The organism is Aureibacillus halotolerans, from assembly GCF_004363045.1.
GTDB lineage: Bacteria > Bacillota > Bacilli > Bacillales > DSM-28697 > Aureibacillus > Aureibacillus halotolerans.
In genome coordinates, this window is the sequence record NZ_SNYJ01000006.1 from 205,755 (window position 1) to 222,090 (window position 16,336).

General features: G+C 50.3%; 10 protein-coding genes and 1 riboswitch. Of the genes, 4 read left to right on the plus strand and 6 right to left on the minus strand.

Annotated features, from left to right (window positions below):
• Window positions 1-312: 312 nt before the first annotated feature.
• The 4 genes from EV213_RS09550 (at window position 313) to EV213_RS09565 (ending at window position 9,578) form a co-directional block, all read left to right on the plus strand.
• Window positions 313-6,513 carry a hypothetical protein gene (locus EV213_RS09550; RefSeq protein ID WP_243740052.1) on the plus strand — a complete coding sequence of 2,067 codons (6,201 nt, stop codon included), beginning with the start codon at window positions 313-315 and terminating at the stop codon, window positions 6,511-6,513.
• Between the two features lie 530 nt (window positions 6,514-7,043).
• Window positions 7,044-7,817, plus strand: a complete 774-nt coding sequence (locus tag EV213_RS09555) for an ABC transporter ATP-binding protein (protein WP_133580294.1) — start codon at window positions 7,044-7,046, stop codon at window positions 7,815-7,817.
• Window positions 7,814-8,575, plus strand: a complete 762-nt coding sequence (locus tag EV213_RS09560) for an ABC transporter permease (protein WP_133580295.1) — start codon at window positions 7,814-7,816, stop codon at window positions 8,573-8,575. The genes EV213_RS09555 and EV213_RS09560 overlap by 4 nt, the downstream gene beginning before the upstream one ends.
• Before the next feature lie 16 nt (window positions 8,576-8,591).
• The gene (locus EV213_RS09565) at window positions 8,592-9,578 is read left to right on the plus strand and encodes an ABC transporter substrate-binding protein (RefSeq protein WP_133580296.1); all 987 of its coding nucleotides are present in this window, start codon (window positions 8,592-8,594) and stop codon (window positions 9,576-9,578) included.
• Window positions 9,579-9,628: 50 nt separating this feature from the next.
• Here EV213_RS09565 and kdpDN read toward each other — a convergent pair whose 3' ends face one another.
• From kdpDN to EV213_RS09595, 6 genes are all read right to left on the minus strand, one after another.
• Complete coding sequence (kdpDN, locus tag EV213_RS09570; RefSeq protein ID WP_133580297.1) at window positions 9,629-10,756, minus strand: KdpD-like non-kinase potassium sensor; 1,128 nt, start codon at window positions 10,754-10,756, stop codon at window positions 9,629-9,631.
• Between the two features lies 1 nt (window position 10,757).
• Window positions 10,758-11,348, minus strand: coding sequence for a potassium-transporting ATPase subunit KdpC (kdpC, locus tag EV213_RS09575; RefSeq protein ID WP_133580298.1), 591 nt, complete (start codon window positions 11,346-11,348; stop codon window positions 10,758-10,760).
• 15 nt (window positions 11,349-11,363) lie between these two features.
• On the minus strand, window positions 11,364-13,424 hold the full coding sequence (gene kdpB, locus EV213_RS09580) for a potassium-transporting ATPase subunit KdpB (RefSeq protein WP_133580299.1): 2,061 nt from the start codon (window positions 13,422-13,424) through the stop codon (window positions 11,364-11,366).
• Between the two features lie 13 nt (window positions 13,425-13,437).
• A complete protein-coding gene (gene kdpA / locus EV213_RS09585) occupies window positions 13,438-15,108 on the minus strand; it encodes a potassium-transporting ATPase subunit KdpA (RefSeq protein ID WP_133580315.1) in 1,671 nt (556 codons plus the stop codon).
• A 23-nt stretch (window positions 15,109-15,131) separates the two neighbouring features.
• Window positions 15,132-15,215: a potassium-transporting ATPase subunit F gene (locus EV213_RS21325; protein ID WP_424923040.1), complete on the minus strand. Its 84-nt coding sequence runs from the start codon at window positions 15,213-15,215 to the stop codon at window positions 15,132-15,134.
• A 245-nt stretch (window positions 15,216-15,460) separates the two neighbouring features.
• A riboswitch (cyclic di-AMP (ydaO/yuaA leader) is annotated at window positions 15,461-15,611 on the minus strand.
• Between the two features lie 182 nt (window positions 15,612-15,793).
• Window positions 15,794-16,129 carry a class I SAM-dependent methyltransferase gene (locus EV213_RS09595; protein WP_133580301.1) on the minus strand — a complete coding sequence of 112 codons (336 nt, stop codon included), beginning with the start codon at window positions 16,127-16,129 and terminating at the stop codon, window positions 15,794-15,796.
• Between the last annotated feature and the right edge of the window lie 207 nt (window positions 16,130-16,336).

Consider the following 16,336-nt stretch of genomic DNA (forward strand, 5'->3'; position numbering starts at 1 on the left):
AGTTGGCTGAAGAAAGCAATGGGTTGAAATAGAAAATGTGGTGACCATTTAACATTTTTTTGTGATGAATGCTGAAAAGACTTCATGTAAAAGATGAGAGCCCTCTAATGGTCATGACTATTGGTCTCACGAAATGAACAAGATGACATAGTCTAACATATACCATTTTCTTGTGTTTTGGAGGTGAAAGGAATAAAACGTCTCTTTTTTTTGCGTTGCCCCCTTTGCCAAAAACTGATAACTCGCTCATCTAAGTCGATAAGGAATGGCTTCTTTTGTGAATGTCCTTCTCAAGATGATCCTTTTATATACATGAGCGAGTCATCTGATTCAAGTCATTATAATTGTCCACCTGGCCCCCATGGACCACGCGGACCTCGGGGTTGTCCAGGCATTAGAGGGGCTACCGGCGCCACTGGACCTACTGGAATAGGGCTAGATGGAGTTGTTGCGTTTAACCCGAGAGAAGCTCCATGCTATCTAGTGGGGCAAGTCGTTACTTTTGATGGCGGCCTATTTATTGCTAATGTCTCAGCTCCTTTTGGCTTCCCTGACACTTCTCCTGATTACTCATTACTTCTACCTGCTGGGGCTACTGGTGCTACGGGAGCTACTGGAATAGGGCTAGATGGAGTTGTCGCGTTTAATCCAGCAGAGGCACCAAGCTATCAAGCAGGGCAAGTCGTTACTTTTGATGGTGGCCTTTATTTAGCTAATGTGTCATCTCCTTTTGGCTTCCCTGATACTTCTCCTGATTACTCAATACTTTTGCCTGCTGGCGCTACAGGTTCAACTGGGCCTACTGGACTTTCCATTACCGGGGCCACCGGCGCTACGGGAACCACCGGGCCTACTGGACTTTCCATCACTGGTCCCACTGGCGTTACTGGAGCTACGGGACCTACCGGAATTTCCGTCACTGGGGCCACTGGGGCTACTGGATCTACTGGACCTACCGGAATTTCCATCACTGGCTCCACTGGCGTTACGGGTTCAACAGGACCTACTGGGCTTTCCGTCACTGGCGTCACAGGCGCTACTGGAGCCACGGGACCTACTGGGCTTTCCATCACTGGCGCCACCGGGCCTACTGGAGCCACGGGACCTACCGGGCTTTCCATCACCGGAGCCACTGGCGTTACGGGACCCACAGGAACTACCGGACTTTCCATCACTGGAGCCACTGGCGCTACGGGTTCCACTGGACCTACTGGACTTTCTGTCACAGGGGCCACTGGCGTTACTGGTGCCACCGGGCCTACTGGACTCTCTATCACTGGCGTTACTGGAGCTACCGGACCTACCGGGCTTTCCGTCACTGGGGCCACTGGCGTTACTGGAGCTACCGGACCTACCGGGCTTTCTATCACTGGCGCCACTGGACCTACTGGACTCTCTATCACCGGAGCCACTGGCTTTACGGGACCCACTGGACCTACCGGACTCTCCATCACTGGCGCCACTGGCGTTACTGGTGCCACCGGGCCTACTGGGCTTTCCATCACCGGGGCCACTGGCGTTACGGGACCCACTGGACCTACCGGACTTTCCATCACCGGGGCCACCGGCGTTACAGGTTCCACTGGACCTACTGGGCTTTCTATCACTGGCGTCACAGGTGCAACGGGATCTACTGGACCTACCGGACTTTCTATCACTGGAGCTACCGGCGCTACTGGTTCCACTGGACCTACTGGACTCTCTATCACCGGAGCCACTGGCGTTACTGGACCTACTGGTGCTACCGGACTTTCCATCACTGGAGCCACCGGGCCTACTGGAGTCACTGGACCTACTGGACTTTCCGTCACTGGCGCCACCGGCGTTACTGGAGCCACCGGACCTACTGGACTTTCTATCACCGGGGTCACTGGCGCTACGGGAGCTACTGGGCCTACTGGACTTTCCATCACTGGGGTCACTGGCGCTACCGGACTTTCCTTCACTGGAGCCACTGGCGTTACGGGACCCACAGGAACTACCGGACTCTCTATCACTGGCGCTACGGGAACAACTGGACCTACTGGGCTTTCCATCACCGGAGCCACTGGCGCTACGGGAGCAACTGGACCTACCGGGCTTTCCATCACCGGAGCCACCGGTGTTACGGGAGCCACGGGACCTACCGGGCTTTCTATCACTGGCGCCACGGGCGTTACGGGGACCACGGGGCCTACTGGGCTCTCCATCACCGGGAACACCGGAGCTACGGGGGTCACCGGACCTACCGGACTTTCCATCACTGGGGCCACTGGCGCTACGGGGGCCACCGGGCCTACTGGACTTTCTATCACCGGAGCTACCGGCGTTACGGGGGTCACTGGACCTACCGGGCTTTCTATTACTGGCGCCACCGGCGTTACGGGAACCACTGGACCTACTGGGCTCTCTATCACTGGGGCCACCGGCGTTACGGGAACCACTGGACCTACCGGGCTTTCTATCACTGGCGCCACTGGCGCTACAGGAACCACTGGACCTACCGGACTTTCTGTCACTGGGGCCACCGGCGCTACGGGAACCACCGGGCCAACTGGGCTTTCCATTACCGGGAACACCGGCGTTACGGGGGCCACTGGACCTACCGGACTTTCCATCACCGGAGCCACTGGCGCTACGGGGGCCACTGGACCTACCGGGCTTTCCATCACTGGCGCCACTGGCGCTACAGGAACCACTGGACCTACTGGACTTTCTATCACTGGCGCCACCGGCGCTACGGGTTCAACTGGACCTACCGGACTTTCCATCACTGGTGCTACCGGCGTTACTGGAGCCACCGGACCTACCGGACTTTCCATCACTGGTGCTACCGGCGTTACTGGAGCCACCGGACCTACCGGACTTTCTATCACAGGAGCTACCGGCGTTACTGGAGCCACCGGACCTACTGGGCTTTCTAATACCGGGGCTACCGGCGCCACTGGACCTACCGGACTTTCCATTACCGGAGCTACCGGCGTTACGGGACCCACTGGACCTACTGGGCTTTCCATCACTGGGGCCACTGGCGCTACGGGGGCCACCGGACCTACCGGACTTTCCATCACTGGGGCCACTGGCGCTACGGGGGCCACCGGGCCTACTGGACTTTCTATCACCGGAGCTACCGGCGTTACGGGGGTCACTGGACCTACCGGGCTTTCTATTACTGGCGCCACCGGCGTTACGGGAACCACGGGACCTACTGGGCTCTCTATCACTGGGGCCACCGGCGTTACGGGAACCACGGGACCTACCGGGCTTTCTATCACTGGCGCCACTGGCGCTACGGGAACCACGGGACCTACCGGGCTTTCTATCACTGGCGCCACTGGCGCTACGGGAACCACCGGGCCAACTGGGCTTTCCATTACCGGGAACACCGGCGTTACGGGGGCCACGGGACCTACCGGACTTTCCATCACCGGAGCCACTGGCGCTACGGGGGCCACGGGACCTACCGGGCTTTCCATCACTGGCGCCACTGGCGCTACAGGAACCACTGGACCTACTGGACTTTCTATCACTGGCGCCACCGGCGCTACGGGTTCCACTGGACCTACCGGACTTTCCATCACTGGTGCTACCGGCGTTACTGGAGCCACCGGACCTACCGGACTTTCCATCACTGGAGCCACTGGCGCTACGGGTTCCACTGGACCTACTGGACTTTCTGTCACAGGGGCCACTGGCGTTACTGGTGCCACCGGGCCTACTGGACTCTCTATCACTGGCGTTACTGGAGCTACCGGACCTACCGGGCTTTCCGTCACTGGGGCCACTGGCGTTACTGGAGCTACCGGACCTACCGGGCTTTCTATCACTGGCGCCACTGGACCTACTGGACTCTCTATCACCGGAGCCACTGGCGTTACGGGACCCACTGGACCTACCGGACTCTCCATCACTGGCGCCACTGGCGTTACTGGTGCCACCGGGCCTACTGGACTTTCCATCACTGGGGTCACTGGCGCTACAGGAACCACGGGACCTACCGGACTTTCCATTACAGGAGCCACTGGCGCTACGGGTTCCACGGGACCTACCGGACTTTCCATCACTGGGGCCACCGGCGCTACAGGAGCCACGGGACCTACGGGAATTTCCATCACCGGCACAACTGGTGTTACAGGAGCCACTGGACCTACCGGGTTTTCCGTCACCGGGGCCACCGGCGCTACGGGTTCAACTGGACCTACCGGGCTTTCCATCACCGGTGCTATCGGCGTTACGGGGGCCACTGGACCTACTGGACTTTCCATCACTGGCGCCACTGGCGTTACGGGACCCACGGGACCTACCGGACTTTCCATCACTGGCGCCACCGGTGTTACGGGACCCACTGGACCTACCGGACTTTCCATCACTGGCGCCACTGGCGTTACTGGGTCTACTGGACCTACCGGACTTTCCATCACTGGAGCCACCGGCGCTACAGGTCCCACGGGACCTACTGGGCTTTCCATCACTGGCGCCACCGGCGTTACGGGTGCCACGGGACCTACCGGGCTTTCCATCACCGGAGCTACCGGCGCTACAGGAACCACTGGACCTACCGGACTTTCCATCACCGGGGCCACCGGCGTTTCAGGTTCCACTGGACCTACTGGGCTTTCTATCACCGGAGCCACTGGCGTTACGGGGAACACCGGGCCTACTGGACTTTCCATCACCGGGGCCACCGGCGTTACGGGAACCACCGGGCCTACTGGACTTTCCATCACCGGGGCCACCGGCGTTACGGGAACCACCGGACCTACCGGACTTTCCATCACCGGAGCCACTGGCTTTACTGGACCTACTGGCGCTACCGGACTTTCTATCACAGGAGCCACCGGCGCTACGGGAGCAACTGGACCTACTGGGCTTTCCATCACCGGAGCCACTGGCGCTACGGGAGCAACTGGACCTACTGGGCTTTCCATCACCGGAGCCACTGGCGTTACGGGACCCACGGGACCTACCGGACTTTCCATCACTGGCGCCACTGGCGCTACGGGTTCCACTGGACCTACTGGGCTTTCCATCACTGGGGCCACTGGCGCTACGGGGACCACGGGGCCTACTGGGCTCTCCATCACCGGGAACACCGGAGCTACGGGGGTCACCGGACCTACCGGACTTTCCATCACCGGAGCTACCGGCGTTACGGGAACCACTGGACCTACCGGGCTTTCTATTACTGGCGCTACCGGAACTACTGGTTCCACGGGACCTACTGGACTTTCCGTCACCGGGGCCACGGGCGTTACAGGATCTACTGGACCTACCGGACTTTCCATCACCGGAGCCACCGGAGTTACAGGAGCCACGGGACCTACCGGACTTTCTATCACCGGAGCTACCGGCGTTACGGGATCCACCGGGCCTACTGGGCTTTCTATCACTGGCGCCACCGGCGTTACTGGTGCCACGGGACCTACTGGGCTTTCCATCATTGGCGCTACCGGCGCTACGGGAGCGACTGGACCTACTGGGCTTTCCATCACCGGGGCTACCGGCACTACTGGATCCACTGGACCTACTGGGCTTTCCATCACTGGCGCCACCGGCGTTACGGGAACCACTGGACCTACCGGACTTTCCATCACTGGAGCTACTGGCGCTACAGGATCAACCGGACCTACTGGACTTTCTATCACCGGCGCTACAGGATCAACCGGGCTTTCTATCACTGGCGTTACTGGACCTACTGGTGCTACCGGACTTTCTATCACTGGGGCCACCGGCGCTACGGGGGCCACGGGACCTACTGGACTTTCCATTACCGGGGCCACCGGCGCTACGGGGGCCACGGGACCTACTGGACTTTCCGTCACTGGGGCCACTGGTGCTACGGGTGCAACAGGGCCTACCGGACTTTCCATCACCGGTGCTACCGGCGTTACCGGAGCCACGGGACCTACTGGGCTTTCCATTACCGGGGCCACCGGGGCTACTGGAGCCACCGGTCCAACTGGAGTTTCTGTTACCGGAGCCACTGGAGCCACTGGACCGACAGGAGTTACAGGTCCTACTGGGGTGGGGGCAATTATTCCGTATGCATCTGCGGCCCCCGTTACACTCACAACAGTTGTTGGCGGGCTGATCGGAACAATTAGTCTTATTGGCTTTGGAAATAGCACAACTGGACTCAACTTACTCGGAACGGGTCAGGTCGACTTGACTGGTGGAGGAACACAAGCCATCAACTATGCTTTTATGGTTCCACGGACAGGGACCATTACTTCAATGAGTGGCTTTTTCAGTGCTACGACCGCTGTATCCTTGTTGGGAACTACCACCATCCGTATTCAATTGTATGCTTCAGCTGCACCAGCCACAAATATCTTAACGCCTATTGCCAGCACATTACTCGCACTCTCCCCCCTCTCTGCTCCAATAAATCTTGGGGACATTGCAAGAGGGAACTTGAACGGACTCAGCGCTGCTGTCACCGCAGGAACTCGTTTAGTTCTCGTCGTTTCCGCTACGAATTTGTTGGTTGGTTCTGTGTCTGGATATGTCAGTGCAGGCGTCACAATCACCTAACGACTTGTCATGAAACAATCCACTTCCGTACTTGAAGTGGATTGTTTCTCAAAAAAAACATTGACTACTATCACACAATTACATAAAATTGATTATACCTATAAAAACGGTTGGTTTAGGGGGTGTGGGTTTGCACGTACAACGACTATGGCAGGGGTCTCTGCTTTTTGGAATCGCATTGTTTATTCTCCTAGCTGGACTGTACTACGTCTTTTTTTATGAATGGTATACCACAATCGTTATTCCATTTTATGATTATTACTGGGTGACCCCATTTCAAGGCCTTTTGCTGATCCCACTTCTTTTCTTTTTGATCATGTGTGTTTTTTACTCTATCGGCTCTCGGTTTCTTTCTAGACGAGGTGCCTCCTTTAGCTTCTTTCTAACGATGCTCTTATTTTGGGGGATCATAGGATATGGTCAAATGAAAACTCTTGCTTATAATCTAGGCATCTGTCATTGAACATGCGGTTGGCGTATATACTATACCCACCAAGTAAATGAGTTTTAAATGAAAAGGGTTGTGACACATGTTTCTACAGCTATCTCATATAAATCAACATTTTCATATCGATCAGCAGACAAAATTCACGGCATTGTCTGACATCAATTTATCCATTGACGAGGGCGAATTTATTTCGTTGCTTGGTCCTTCTGGTTGTGGGAAATCAACGCTCCTTTCCATCATTGCTGGTCTCCTACCAGCCAGTGACGGCACTATCTTATTGGATGGTCAGTCCATTTCCAAACCTGGACCAGACCGAGGCGTTGTCTTTCAACAACCTGCTCTATTCCCATGGATGACGGTTCTTGATAATGTTCGGTTCCCTCTGCGAAAAAAGCACAGCAAAACAGAACAGACTGTAATTGCAGATAAATTTCTAAAGATGGTTCACTTGAGTAAATTCAAAGAACGATATCCTCATGAGCTTTCTGGAGGAATGCAGCAACGGGTCGCTATCGCTCGAACATTAGCAATGGACCCAAAGTTGTTGCTTATGGATGAACCGTTTGGGGCGTTGGATGAACAAACTCGCATGCATTTGCATGATCAACTGGAGGGGATTTGGAGTGAAACAAAGAAAACGATTGTTTTCGTTACCCACTCCGTATCCGAGGCTATTCAGCTTTCCGATCGCGTTGTGGTCATGGGGACGCAGCCTGGACGAATTCTTACAGAGTTTCCTGTTGATTTGCCTCGTCCAAGAAGAAACAAGCAGGATTTAGTGCCGCTTGAAGAGCGCGTGCTTGCATTATTGTCTGAAGAAATTCGAAAAGTCAAAGAAGAGGAATATCAAGTATGAAAGTCTTTGTAAAACGTCTTGCATTTTATATTGTACTCATTGGTATTTGGCAGCTCGTTGCATTGCAAATTAACATCCAAAGTCAATTTCCTGAACCGCTCGCTGTGGCATCTGCGCTGTATGAAGGCTTTTTGGATGGCTCGCTGCCACAAGCCATTTTGCAAAGCTTTAAGCATCTCATTGTCGGTCTCGCCATTTCCGTCTTCCTCGGCACAAGCCTTGGTGTTTTATTGGCAAAATCAAAGACAGCCGACGACACATTGGGCTCAATGATCTTGGCCTTACAAAGTGTTCCCGGCATTGTCTGGGTGCCGCTTGCCCTTTTATGGTTTGGATTCAGTAGCTCGGCCATTATTTTTGTCATCGTCATTGGTGGAACGTTTGTTATGGCGATGAACATGCGTGTCGGAATGATGAATGTCCCCCCACTTTATGTGCAGGCAGCCAAAACAATGGGCTCCTCGGGCCTTGATCTTTTCTTTAAAGTCATGATTCCTTCCTCTGTGCCTTATGCTGTCACTGGCCTAAAGCTCGCCTGGGCATTTGGTTGGCGGGGATTGATGGCAGGAGAAATGCTTGGTGGAATTGGAGGAGGATTAGGGTACACCCTTCAATTCGCCAGTGATTTTGCGCAACCCCAAGTCGTTTTTGCTGTCATCATTATCATAGGGGTGATCGGGGCTTGTGTGGACCAATTTATTTTACAAAAAATTGAACGCTCGGTGTTGCGGCGCTGGGGTTTATCAAAAAACATATAAAAGGAGAGAACTTCCTATGAAAAAGATCATTTTCGTATTTTCGATGCTTCTGCTCTTCGTCATCAGCGGTTGTGGGAGCTCTTCTTCAAACGCAGGCGAAGGAAAAACAACCGTCACCATTGGGTATTTCCCAAACATCAACCATACACCTGCTATGGTTGCACGAGAAAAAGGCTTTTACGAAGAAACTCTTGGAGACGACGTCCAAGTAGAATACAAGACATTTGCCGACGGGGGCACTTTCATGACAGCGCTCCAAGCAGGTGAAATTGAAGCCGGACTTGTCGGACCAGGACCAGCGATGAACAATTTTGTCTCTGGTGCAAAAGTACAGGTCGTTGCGGGATCATCTACTGGTGGGACTGTCGTCCTCGCTAGCGAACAAAGCGGTATTACGACCCCAGAGGACATGGATGGAAAAACTTTTGTAACACCAGGCATTGGCTGTACACATGATGTGCAATTTGAAACGTTTATGAAAGAAAAAGGGCTTACGTCTAATCGGACGGGCGGCACACTGAAACATGTCACAGGAAAACCGGCACAATATCTTGGGATGTTAAAGCAAGGTCGGGTTGATGTTGCGGTTGCCCCTGAACCTTGGGCGTCCGTTATTGAAGCAGACGGTGCGAACGTCATCATCGATTGGGACGAAGTTTCTTTTGGCGAAACATTGCCAGCAGCTGTCTTTGCAACGAGCACGAAGCTGTTAGAAAAAAATCCTGATGTGGTTGAAAAACTTGTCTCTGCACACAAAAGATCCATTGATTTCATTCAAAACAACAAAGACGAAGCAATTGATATTACCATTGCAGGGATCAAAGACATTACAAAGCAAGAGCTTGAGCTCACGATTATGGAGCGCGCTTTTGAAAGAACGCAGTTTACGTATGACGTAGATCCCGAAACAATTCAGGCATTTGGTGATTCTTCCTTTGATCTTGAATTTTACGATGAACAACCTGATTTCACCGAGCTCGTCAATGCTTCTTTTATTCAGTAATTTAAGTCTAGAAAAAAAGCTGCGGATAAATTCCATCCGCAGCTTTTTTCTTATTCGTTTCGTTTATCTGCCACAATATGAATGTCAACACCAGTCATATGACGCATCATGGTGTTGACGATCGATCCTTTAAAGATTTCTTCCCACCGGCTCCGAGCAGACTGCCCTAGAATAAGTTGCGTAATTCGGTAACGCTTTGTTACATCACTAATCGCCGCTGGGACAGTTCGATCAAGTTTTTTCTCCTTAATGAAAATGGCATTAAATTGCTCACAAAGCTCTTGCCAATGGGGGTTGGCAGATGAATTGTTTTGAATAATATGAAGCACATACAACGGGGCATTTAAGCGTTTGGCGATTCGCCAGCCTCGACGAATTAACATTTCAGCATTGGCATTGTTTTGAACACAGACTAAAATTCTTTCTGAAGTCGTTGGTGCCTCACTGCCTGTTAAGACGTGACTTTTTTCCAGACGCTCATCCACATCATCAGCAACTTCTCGCAATGCGATTTCTCTTAAGGCGGACAAATTATTTAAAGTAAAAAAATGCATAAGGGATTGCTGTATTTTTGATGAGTGATAGATTTTCCCCGCCTTTAATCGTTGCTGCAAAATCTCAGGCGTCACATCAATCAACAGGATTTCTGAGGCTGATTGCAAGATGAAATCAGGAACTCTCTCTCGCACAGCCACCCCTGTGATTTGTTGGATATGGTCATGCAGACTCTCCAGATGTTGAATGTTGACGGCGGATATGACATCGATGCCTTTATCTAAAACATCGAGTACATCCTGATACCTTTTATTGTTTCGACTGCCTGGAATATTCGTATGAGCAAGCTCATCAATCAATACAACACCTGGCGCTCTCTCGATGATTGCATCTATATCCAACTCCTGAAATGTACGACCTTTATACACCATGTTCTGGAGTGGGACGATTTCAAGACCTTCGATTAACGCCTTTGTTTCAGCTCTCCCATGTGTCTCAATCAAGCCGATGACAACATCCACGCCAGCTTGTTTACGTTCGTGCGCCTCTTGAAGCATCCTAAAGGTTTTTCCGACGCCAGGGGCAGAACCAATATAAATCGTCAGCTTCCCTTTTTGGTCTCGCTTGACTTCCTCCAATAGCTCATCAGGTGTTTTTTTACGAAATGGAAAGGATGAATCCATTTTATTGACTATCCTCTACCAATGCCTTGATGTCTATATTCAGCTCTAACACATTAACACCTGCTTCACCGAATAAACCAAGTGAAGGACCCTGTGTGTTTGCGGTAATCAATTCTTGAAGAGTTTCCTCTGACAACCCTGTTGCCTCCGACACTCTTGGCACTTGAACAAGTGCCGATGCTTCAGAGATATGTGGATCAAGTCCTGACGCTGAGTTTGTTAGTAGTTCTTGAGGGACGTCTTCAATCGGCACGTTTGGATTCTCTTGCTCCCATTGCTCAATGGAAGCATTTATTCGTTCTACTAATGCAGGATTTGATGGTGCAAAGTTTGGTGACCCTGAAGACCCTGCATTGTATTCAATACTTGATGGACGTCCGTGGAAGTACCCAGGCTCGGTAAATTGTTGTCCAATAAGTGCAGAGCCGATCACGTTCCCTTCCTCATTATAAATCAATTGACCTTCAGCTTTTTTGTGGAACAAACCTTGCCCAATAGCCGTCATGCCTAAAGGATACAACAAGCCACAAATGATCATGCCAACAAGACTAAAACGTAGCGCACTCCATAATGAAACTCCAATTGTTTTCATATTCTTGCCTCCTTACTAGATAAAAAGAGCAACACAAATGTCAATTACTTTAATTCCTATGAATGGGACAAGAATCCCTCCCAGTCCATATATAGACATGTTTCGCTTCAATAGCTCCATTGAATTACCTGGCTTGTAAGCAACGCCTCGCATGGCTAAAGGGACGAGCGCAGGAATTACGATGGCATTGAAAATCAACGCAGATAAGATTGCGGATGTTGGTGATGACAGGTGCATAATATTTAATGCGGCCATTTGTGGAATAGCTGTCATAAACATGGCTGGGATAATGGCAAAGTATTTGGCAACGTCATTGGCAATACTAAATGTCGTTAATGCGCCTCTTGTCATCAACAGCTGTTTGCCTATAGCTACGACTTCAATGATTTTGGTTGGGTTGGAGTCAAGGTCCACCATGTTGCCTGCTTCTTTTGCTGCGGCTGTCCCACTGTTCATAGCTAAACCGACATCGGCTTGTGCCAAGGCAGGGGCGTCATTTGTTCCATCTCCTGTCATGGCGACGAGCTTCCCTTTTGCCTGTTCATATTGAATGACGCGAATTTTATCTTCAGGTGTGCTTTCAGCAATGAATTCATCAACACCTGCTTCTTTCGCAATTGTCGCTGCCGTCAAGGGGTTATCACCTGTACACATAACGGTCTTTATGCCCATTTCACGCAGCTTATCAAAACGTTCTTTCATGCCCGGTTTTACAGTGTCTTTTAAATAAATCAACCCTAAAATCTGGTCATTGACGGCCACTGCAAGAGGTGTTCCTCCAAGCTTTGAGATTCGCTCTGCTTTTTCCTTCAAATCAAGTGGCACTGTTCCTGATTGTGAGGTTATCCATTGACTCACTGAGTCAACAGCACCTTTTCGAAACTCCATTCCATCAGGAAGCGTCATGCCACTCATTCTCGTTTGGGCTGTAAATGGAACTACTGTTGCCTCTTCCATTGTCGATTTGTCTAACTCAACGCACTGTTTCTTCGCCAATTCTATGACAGATCGTCCTTCTGGCGTTTCATCATTCAAAGATGTCATCACTGCTGCCTCAATTAATGTATCCATTTCATGAGATCCTGTTGGCTCAAACGATGCGGCCATCCGATTACCAAAAGTGATCGTTCCTGTTTTATCTAGAATAATCGTATTGATATCACCCGCTGCCTCGACAGCTTTGCCGGACATCGCTAGGACGTTAAATCGAGTCACCCTATCCATTCCGGCGATACCGATCGCACTGAGTAGTCCTCCAATCGTTGTTGGAATTAAACAGACGAGCAATGCAATCAAAATCACTGGATCGATTGAAAACCCGAGATAATTCGTGAAGAACGGCAGCGTCACTACGACCATTAAGAAAATCATCGTTAAGCTAATCAGTACAGTGTGCAATGCAAGTTCATTTGGTGTTTTTTGTCGCTCTGCCCCTTCAACTAGTGAAATCATGCGATCAAGAAAGGATTCACCTGGCTGACTGACGATTGAAATGGTCAATTGGTCACTAACCACACGCGTACCTCCAGTGACCGAGTTAAAATCGCCACCTGCCTCTTTCATGACAGGCGCTGATTCTCCTGTAATGGCTGACTCATCCACTGTGGCAATTCCTTCAATGACTTCGCCATCACCAGGGATAAACTCCCCCTCAGACACGACAACGACATCGCCTTTTCTTAGCTCAGTAGAAGGGACATCTTCTACACCTCCCGCCTTTGACAAACGGTGAGCCGTAATGCTTTGCTTCGCTTCTTTTAAAGAATTTGCTTGTGCTTTCCCTCTACCTTCAGCCAATGCTTCCGCGAAATTGGCAAATAGGATCGTAAACAAAAGAATGATGGCTACGCTTAAGGAAAACCAACCTTCTGTTGTCGATTCTGGTGATCGCGGAACAAATGCCAAAATAAGTGCAGCAATAAACCCTACCTCGACAAGAAACATAATTGGATTTTTCACCATATGTTTTGGATGAAGCTTTACACATGCATCAATGAGTGCCTGACTCGCAAGCTCTTTCGTAAAAAGACGCTTTTTTTGCGCCGACGTTTGTTCTGAAATCATTGGTTCTGCCATCACTAAGCGCCTCCTAAGAAAGTGTCAGTAGCTCGGCAATCGGTCCGAGTACCAAGATTGGTAAATAGGTCAACGCGCCAACGATGAACGTTGTACCGATTAAGATACCGCCAAAAAGTGGCTGATCCGTCCGGAACGTCCCAGTTGTTTGCGGGACCGTATTTTTCATCGCGAGCGATCCAGCAACAGCCATCAAGGCAACAATGGAAAAATAACGCCCGATGAACATTGCAATCCCTGTAGTGATATTCCAAAATGGGGTCGCATCCCCAAGGCCTTCAAAACCAGATCCATTATTCGCCACCGAGGAGGTGTACTCGTAAACCACTTGTGTCAAACCATGGAAACCGGGGTTGCTAATCCCTTCAGTACCCCAGCCTGTGGATACTGCAAGTGCTGAGAATCCGAGAATCATTAACGGCTGAACCAACAATGTCAGCGCAAGTAGCGTCATCTCTTTGCTTTCAATTTTTTTGCCTAAAAACTCAGGCGTTCTACCGACTAGCAGGCCGGCAATAAACACAGCGAGGATGGCATATAGCAAGACGTTCATCAGACCTACTCCAACACCGCCAAAAACGGTATTCAACATCATGTTCGCCAGCGCAAGCATACCTGCGATTGGCAGCAATGAATCATGCATGGCGTTGACCGCTCCGGTTTCAGAGGCAGTGGTCGTAATGGCGAACAATAACGATTGAACAACACCAAATCGGGTTTCTTTTCCTTCCATGCTCTCTCCTGACGCTATAGGACCAAGATCTTCTAACGCAGGATTTCCTCCACTTGCGGAAAGAATGGAGATGCTCAAGAAAACGATGAACATCGCTGCCATTGCACCAAACAAAACCGATCCCTGCTTTTTGTTTCTCGTCATGTACCCATATGTAAAAGGCAGCGATGCGGGAAGCAATAGCATACAAATGATTTGCAAAGCGTTGGTCATGCCATTCGGATTTTCAAATGGATGGGCGGAATTCATTCCAACCAGACCGCCACCGTTATTTCCCAATTGTTTAATGGCTTCAAACGCACCAAACGGACCCCTCAGAATGGTTTGTTCTACACCAGACAGTGTCTGAGCTGTTATACTAGGTGAGAGGGTTTGCGGCATGCCTAGGGCAATGAAAATGACCCCAATCACGATAGCACCCGGGAGGTAGATTCGCGTCATCGCCCGGATCATATCGACGTAGTAGTTCCCTATTGGTTTGCCGCTAATTCCTCGTATAAAGGCCATCGCAACAGCCAATCCTGTTGCAGGAGAAGTAAACATCAGAAAAACAATCCCTGTAAGCTGAGAAAACATGGACAACCCTGTTTCTCCACTGTAATGTTGCAAGTTTGTATTGGTCATGAAGCTAATCGCCGTATTAAAGGCTGTTGAAGGTTCCATCCCTGCGATGTTCGTCGGGTTCCATGGAAGTACTCCCTGAAGCCTAAAGATCACATACACCATCGCAATCATCACAACATTCACTAGCAATAAAGTAAACGCATATTTTTTCCAAGATTGCTCTTCGCTTGATACCCCAGAAAGTTTAAGCAATCCGTTTTCAACCGGCATAAATACTCGATCCAGCTTGGTTTTTTCATGAGAAAAAACCATCGCTACATAGCGCCCAGTTGGCTTTGCCACAATAGCCAAGACGAGTAGCGTCACAACAACTGCAATCATTGAAATCTCCAACGTCATTCCCTCCTAAACTAAAACCGTTCTGGGTGTAACAATGCATAGGCTAAATAACCAAAAGCAACAACGGCACTGATCATCAAGATAACGTCAATCATGTAAATCACCTTTCTCTATCAGATTCGTACTCCATTTTAATAAACCAAATAGTGCGCCTCCTAAAGCAATCATTAGTACCACCATGAGAATATCCATTCTTAACCTCCCCTGACCACTATCTTTCATACAAACTTGCCAAGCTATCCCATCCCTCCTTTTTAGGCACGAAAAAAAGGCCGTGAGAAGGAGCGTCTCACCGCCTTTTACGTGCACGACAAAAATGCGTACGCAAATAAGGTCTAGACATTCTTCTCTTTACACGCTGACGAGGTTAGCTGTCGGATTCGGGTGTAAGAGTCACCCTACCATTGCACGCAATGGATTCACCCCAAGTGGACTTGCCACATAAATGGGTCCCCCGCTTTTTCAAATGAAAAATTAAGCGATCATGAATGAGATAGCTATGAAGTTGATCACATCATAATCCTGGAAATTCAGTTTGTCAACACGATTTTTAATTGTAAGCGTTTTATAAAAATTAATAATAAAAAGTGTCGCACACTGCGTCTTACTGGCAAGCGTGTCCCTAGTCGATCTAATGATGGTGGCAAAAATTTTCCTTGCCCCCTTTCATCACCTAAGCCTCTTTTTGAATCGGCCTCAACACAATCACGCCTCCGCAGAACGAATACGGATGAAAAGCGCAATAACAAATGGCTTTAAGGTCACTTTTTAACTCTTCAAAGACGAAATAATACTCCTCTTCATCCCAGTCATCTCCAGCTTGTTCCCTACAAAAGAGAAGCTCTTGACGAGAAGGAAAGGCAATATCACCAATTAAAATTCGTCCATTTACATTAAGAACAGAAAATAACTGCTTGATGAAGTCGACTTTCTCTTCGTCTGCCAAGTGATGCATGGCATAGGTACTAATCACCACATCATAGGATTGCTTCTGGAGTTTCTTTGGCAACCCTTCACTGCCCTTTATCATAACCAAAAGCGACGACTAGCGAGACTCCACGACTAAGAAAACACGATGAGGTCCTTTCGAGTTGAAGATGCGCTAGGGTGCACGGGAATGTCGACCGCTCCGTCAACATACTTCGCTTTCTGTGGGGCACGGCTTCAGCTTCCTCGAAAAAGCATGGCTTTCCGAGGGGATCTTCAGCTCGCGCTG

Coding starts and splice junctions, on each gene's coding strand:
- EV213_RS09550 (WP_243740052.1), top strand. CDS start 313: ATGAGCGAGTCATCTGATTCAAGTCATTATAATTGTCCACCTGGCCCC.
- EV213_RS09555 (WP_133580294.1), top strand. CDS start 7,044: ATGTTTCTACAGCTATCTCATATAAATCAACATTTTCATATCGATCAG.
- EV213_RS09560 (WP_133580295.1), top strand. CDS start 7,814: ATGAAAGTCTTTGTAAAACGTCTTGCATTTTATATTGTACTCATTGGT.
- EV213_RS09565 (WP_133580296.1), top strand. CDS start 8,592: ATGAAAAAGATCATTTTCGTATTTTCGATGCTTCTGCTCTTCGTCATC.
- kdpDN (WP_133580297.1), bottom strand. CDS start 10,756: ATGGATTCATCCTTTCCATTTCGTAAAAAAACACCTGATGAGCTATTG.
- kdpC (WP_133580298.1), bottom strand. CDS start 11,348: ATGAAAACAATTGGAGTTTCATTATGGAGTGCGCTACGTTTTAGTCTT.
- kdpB (WP_133580299.1), bottom strand. CDS start 13,424: ATGGCAGAACCAATGATTTCAGAACAAACGTCGGCGCAAAAAAAGCGT.
- EV213_RS21325 (WP_424923040.1), bottom strand. CDS start 15,215: ATGATTGACGTTATCTTGATGATCAGTGCCGTTGTTGCTTTTGGTTAT.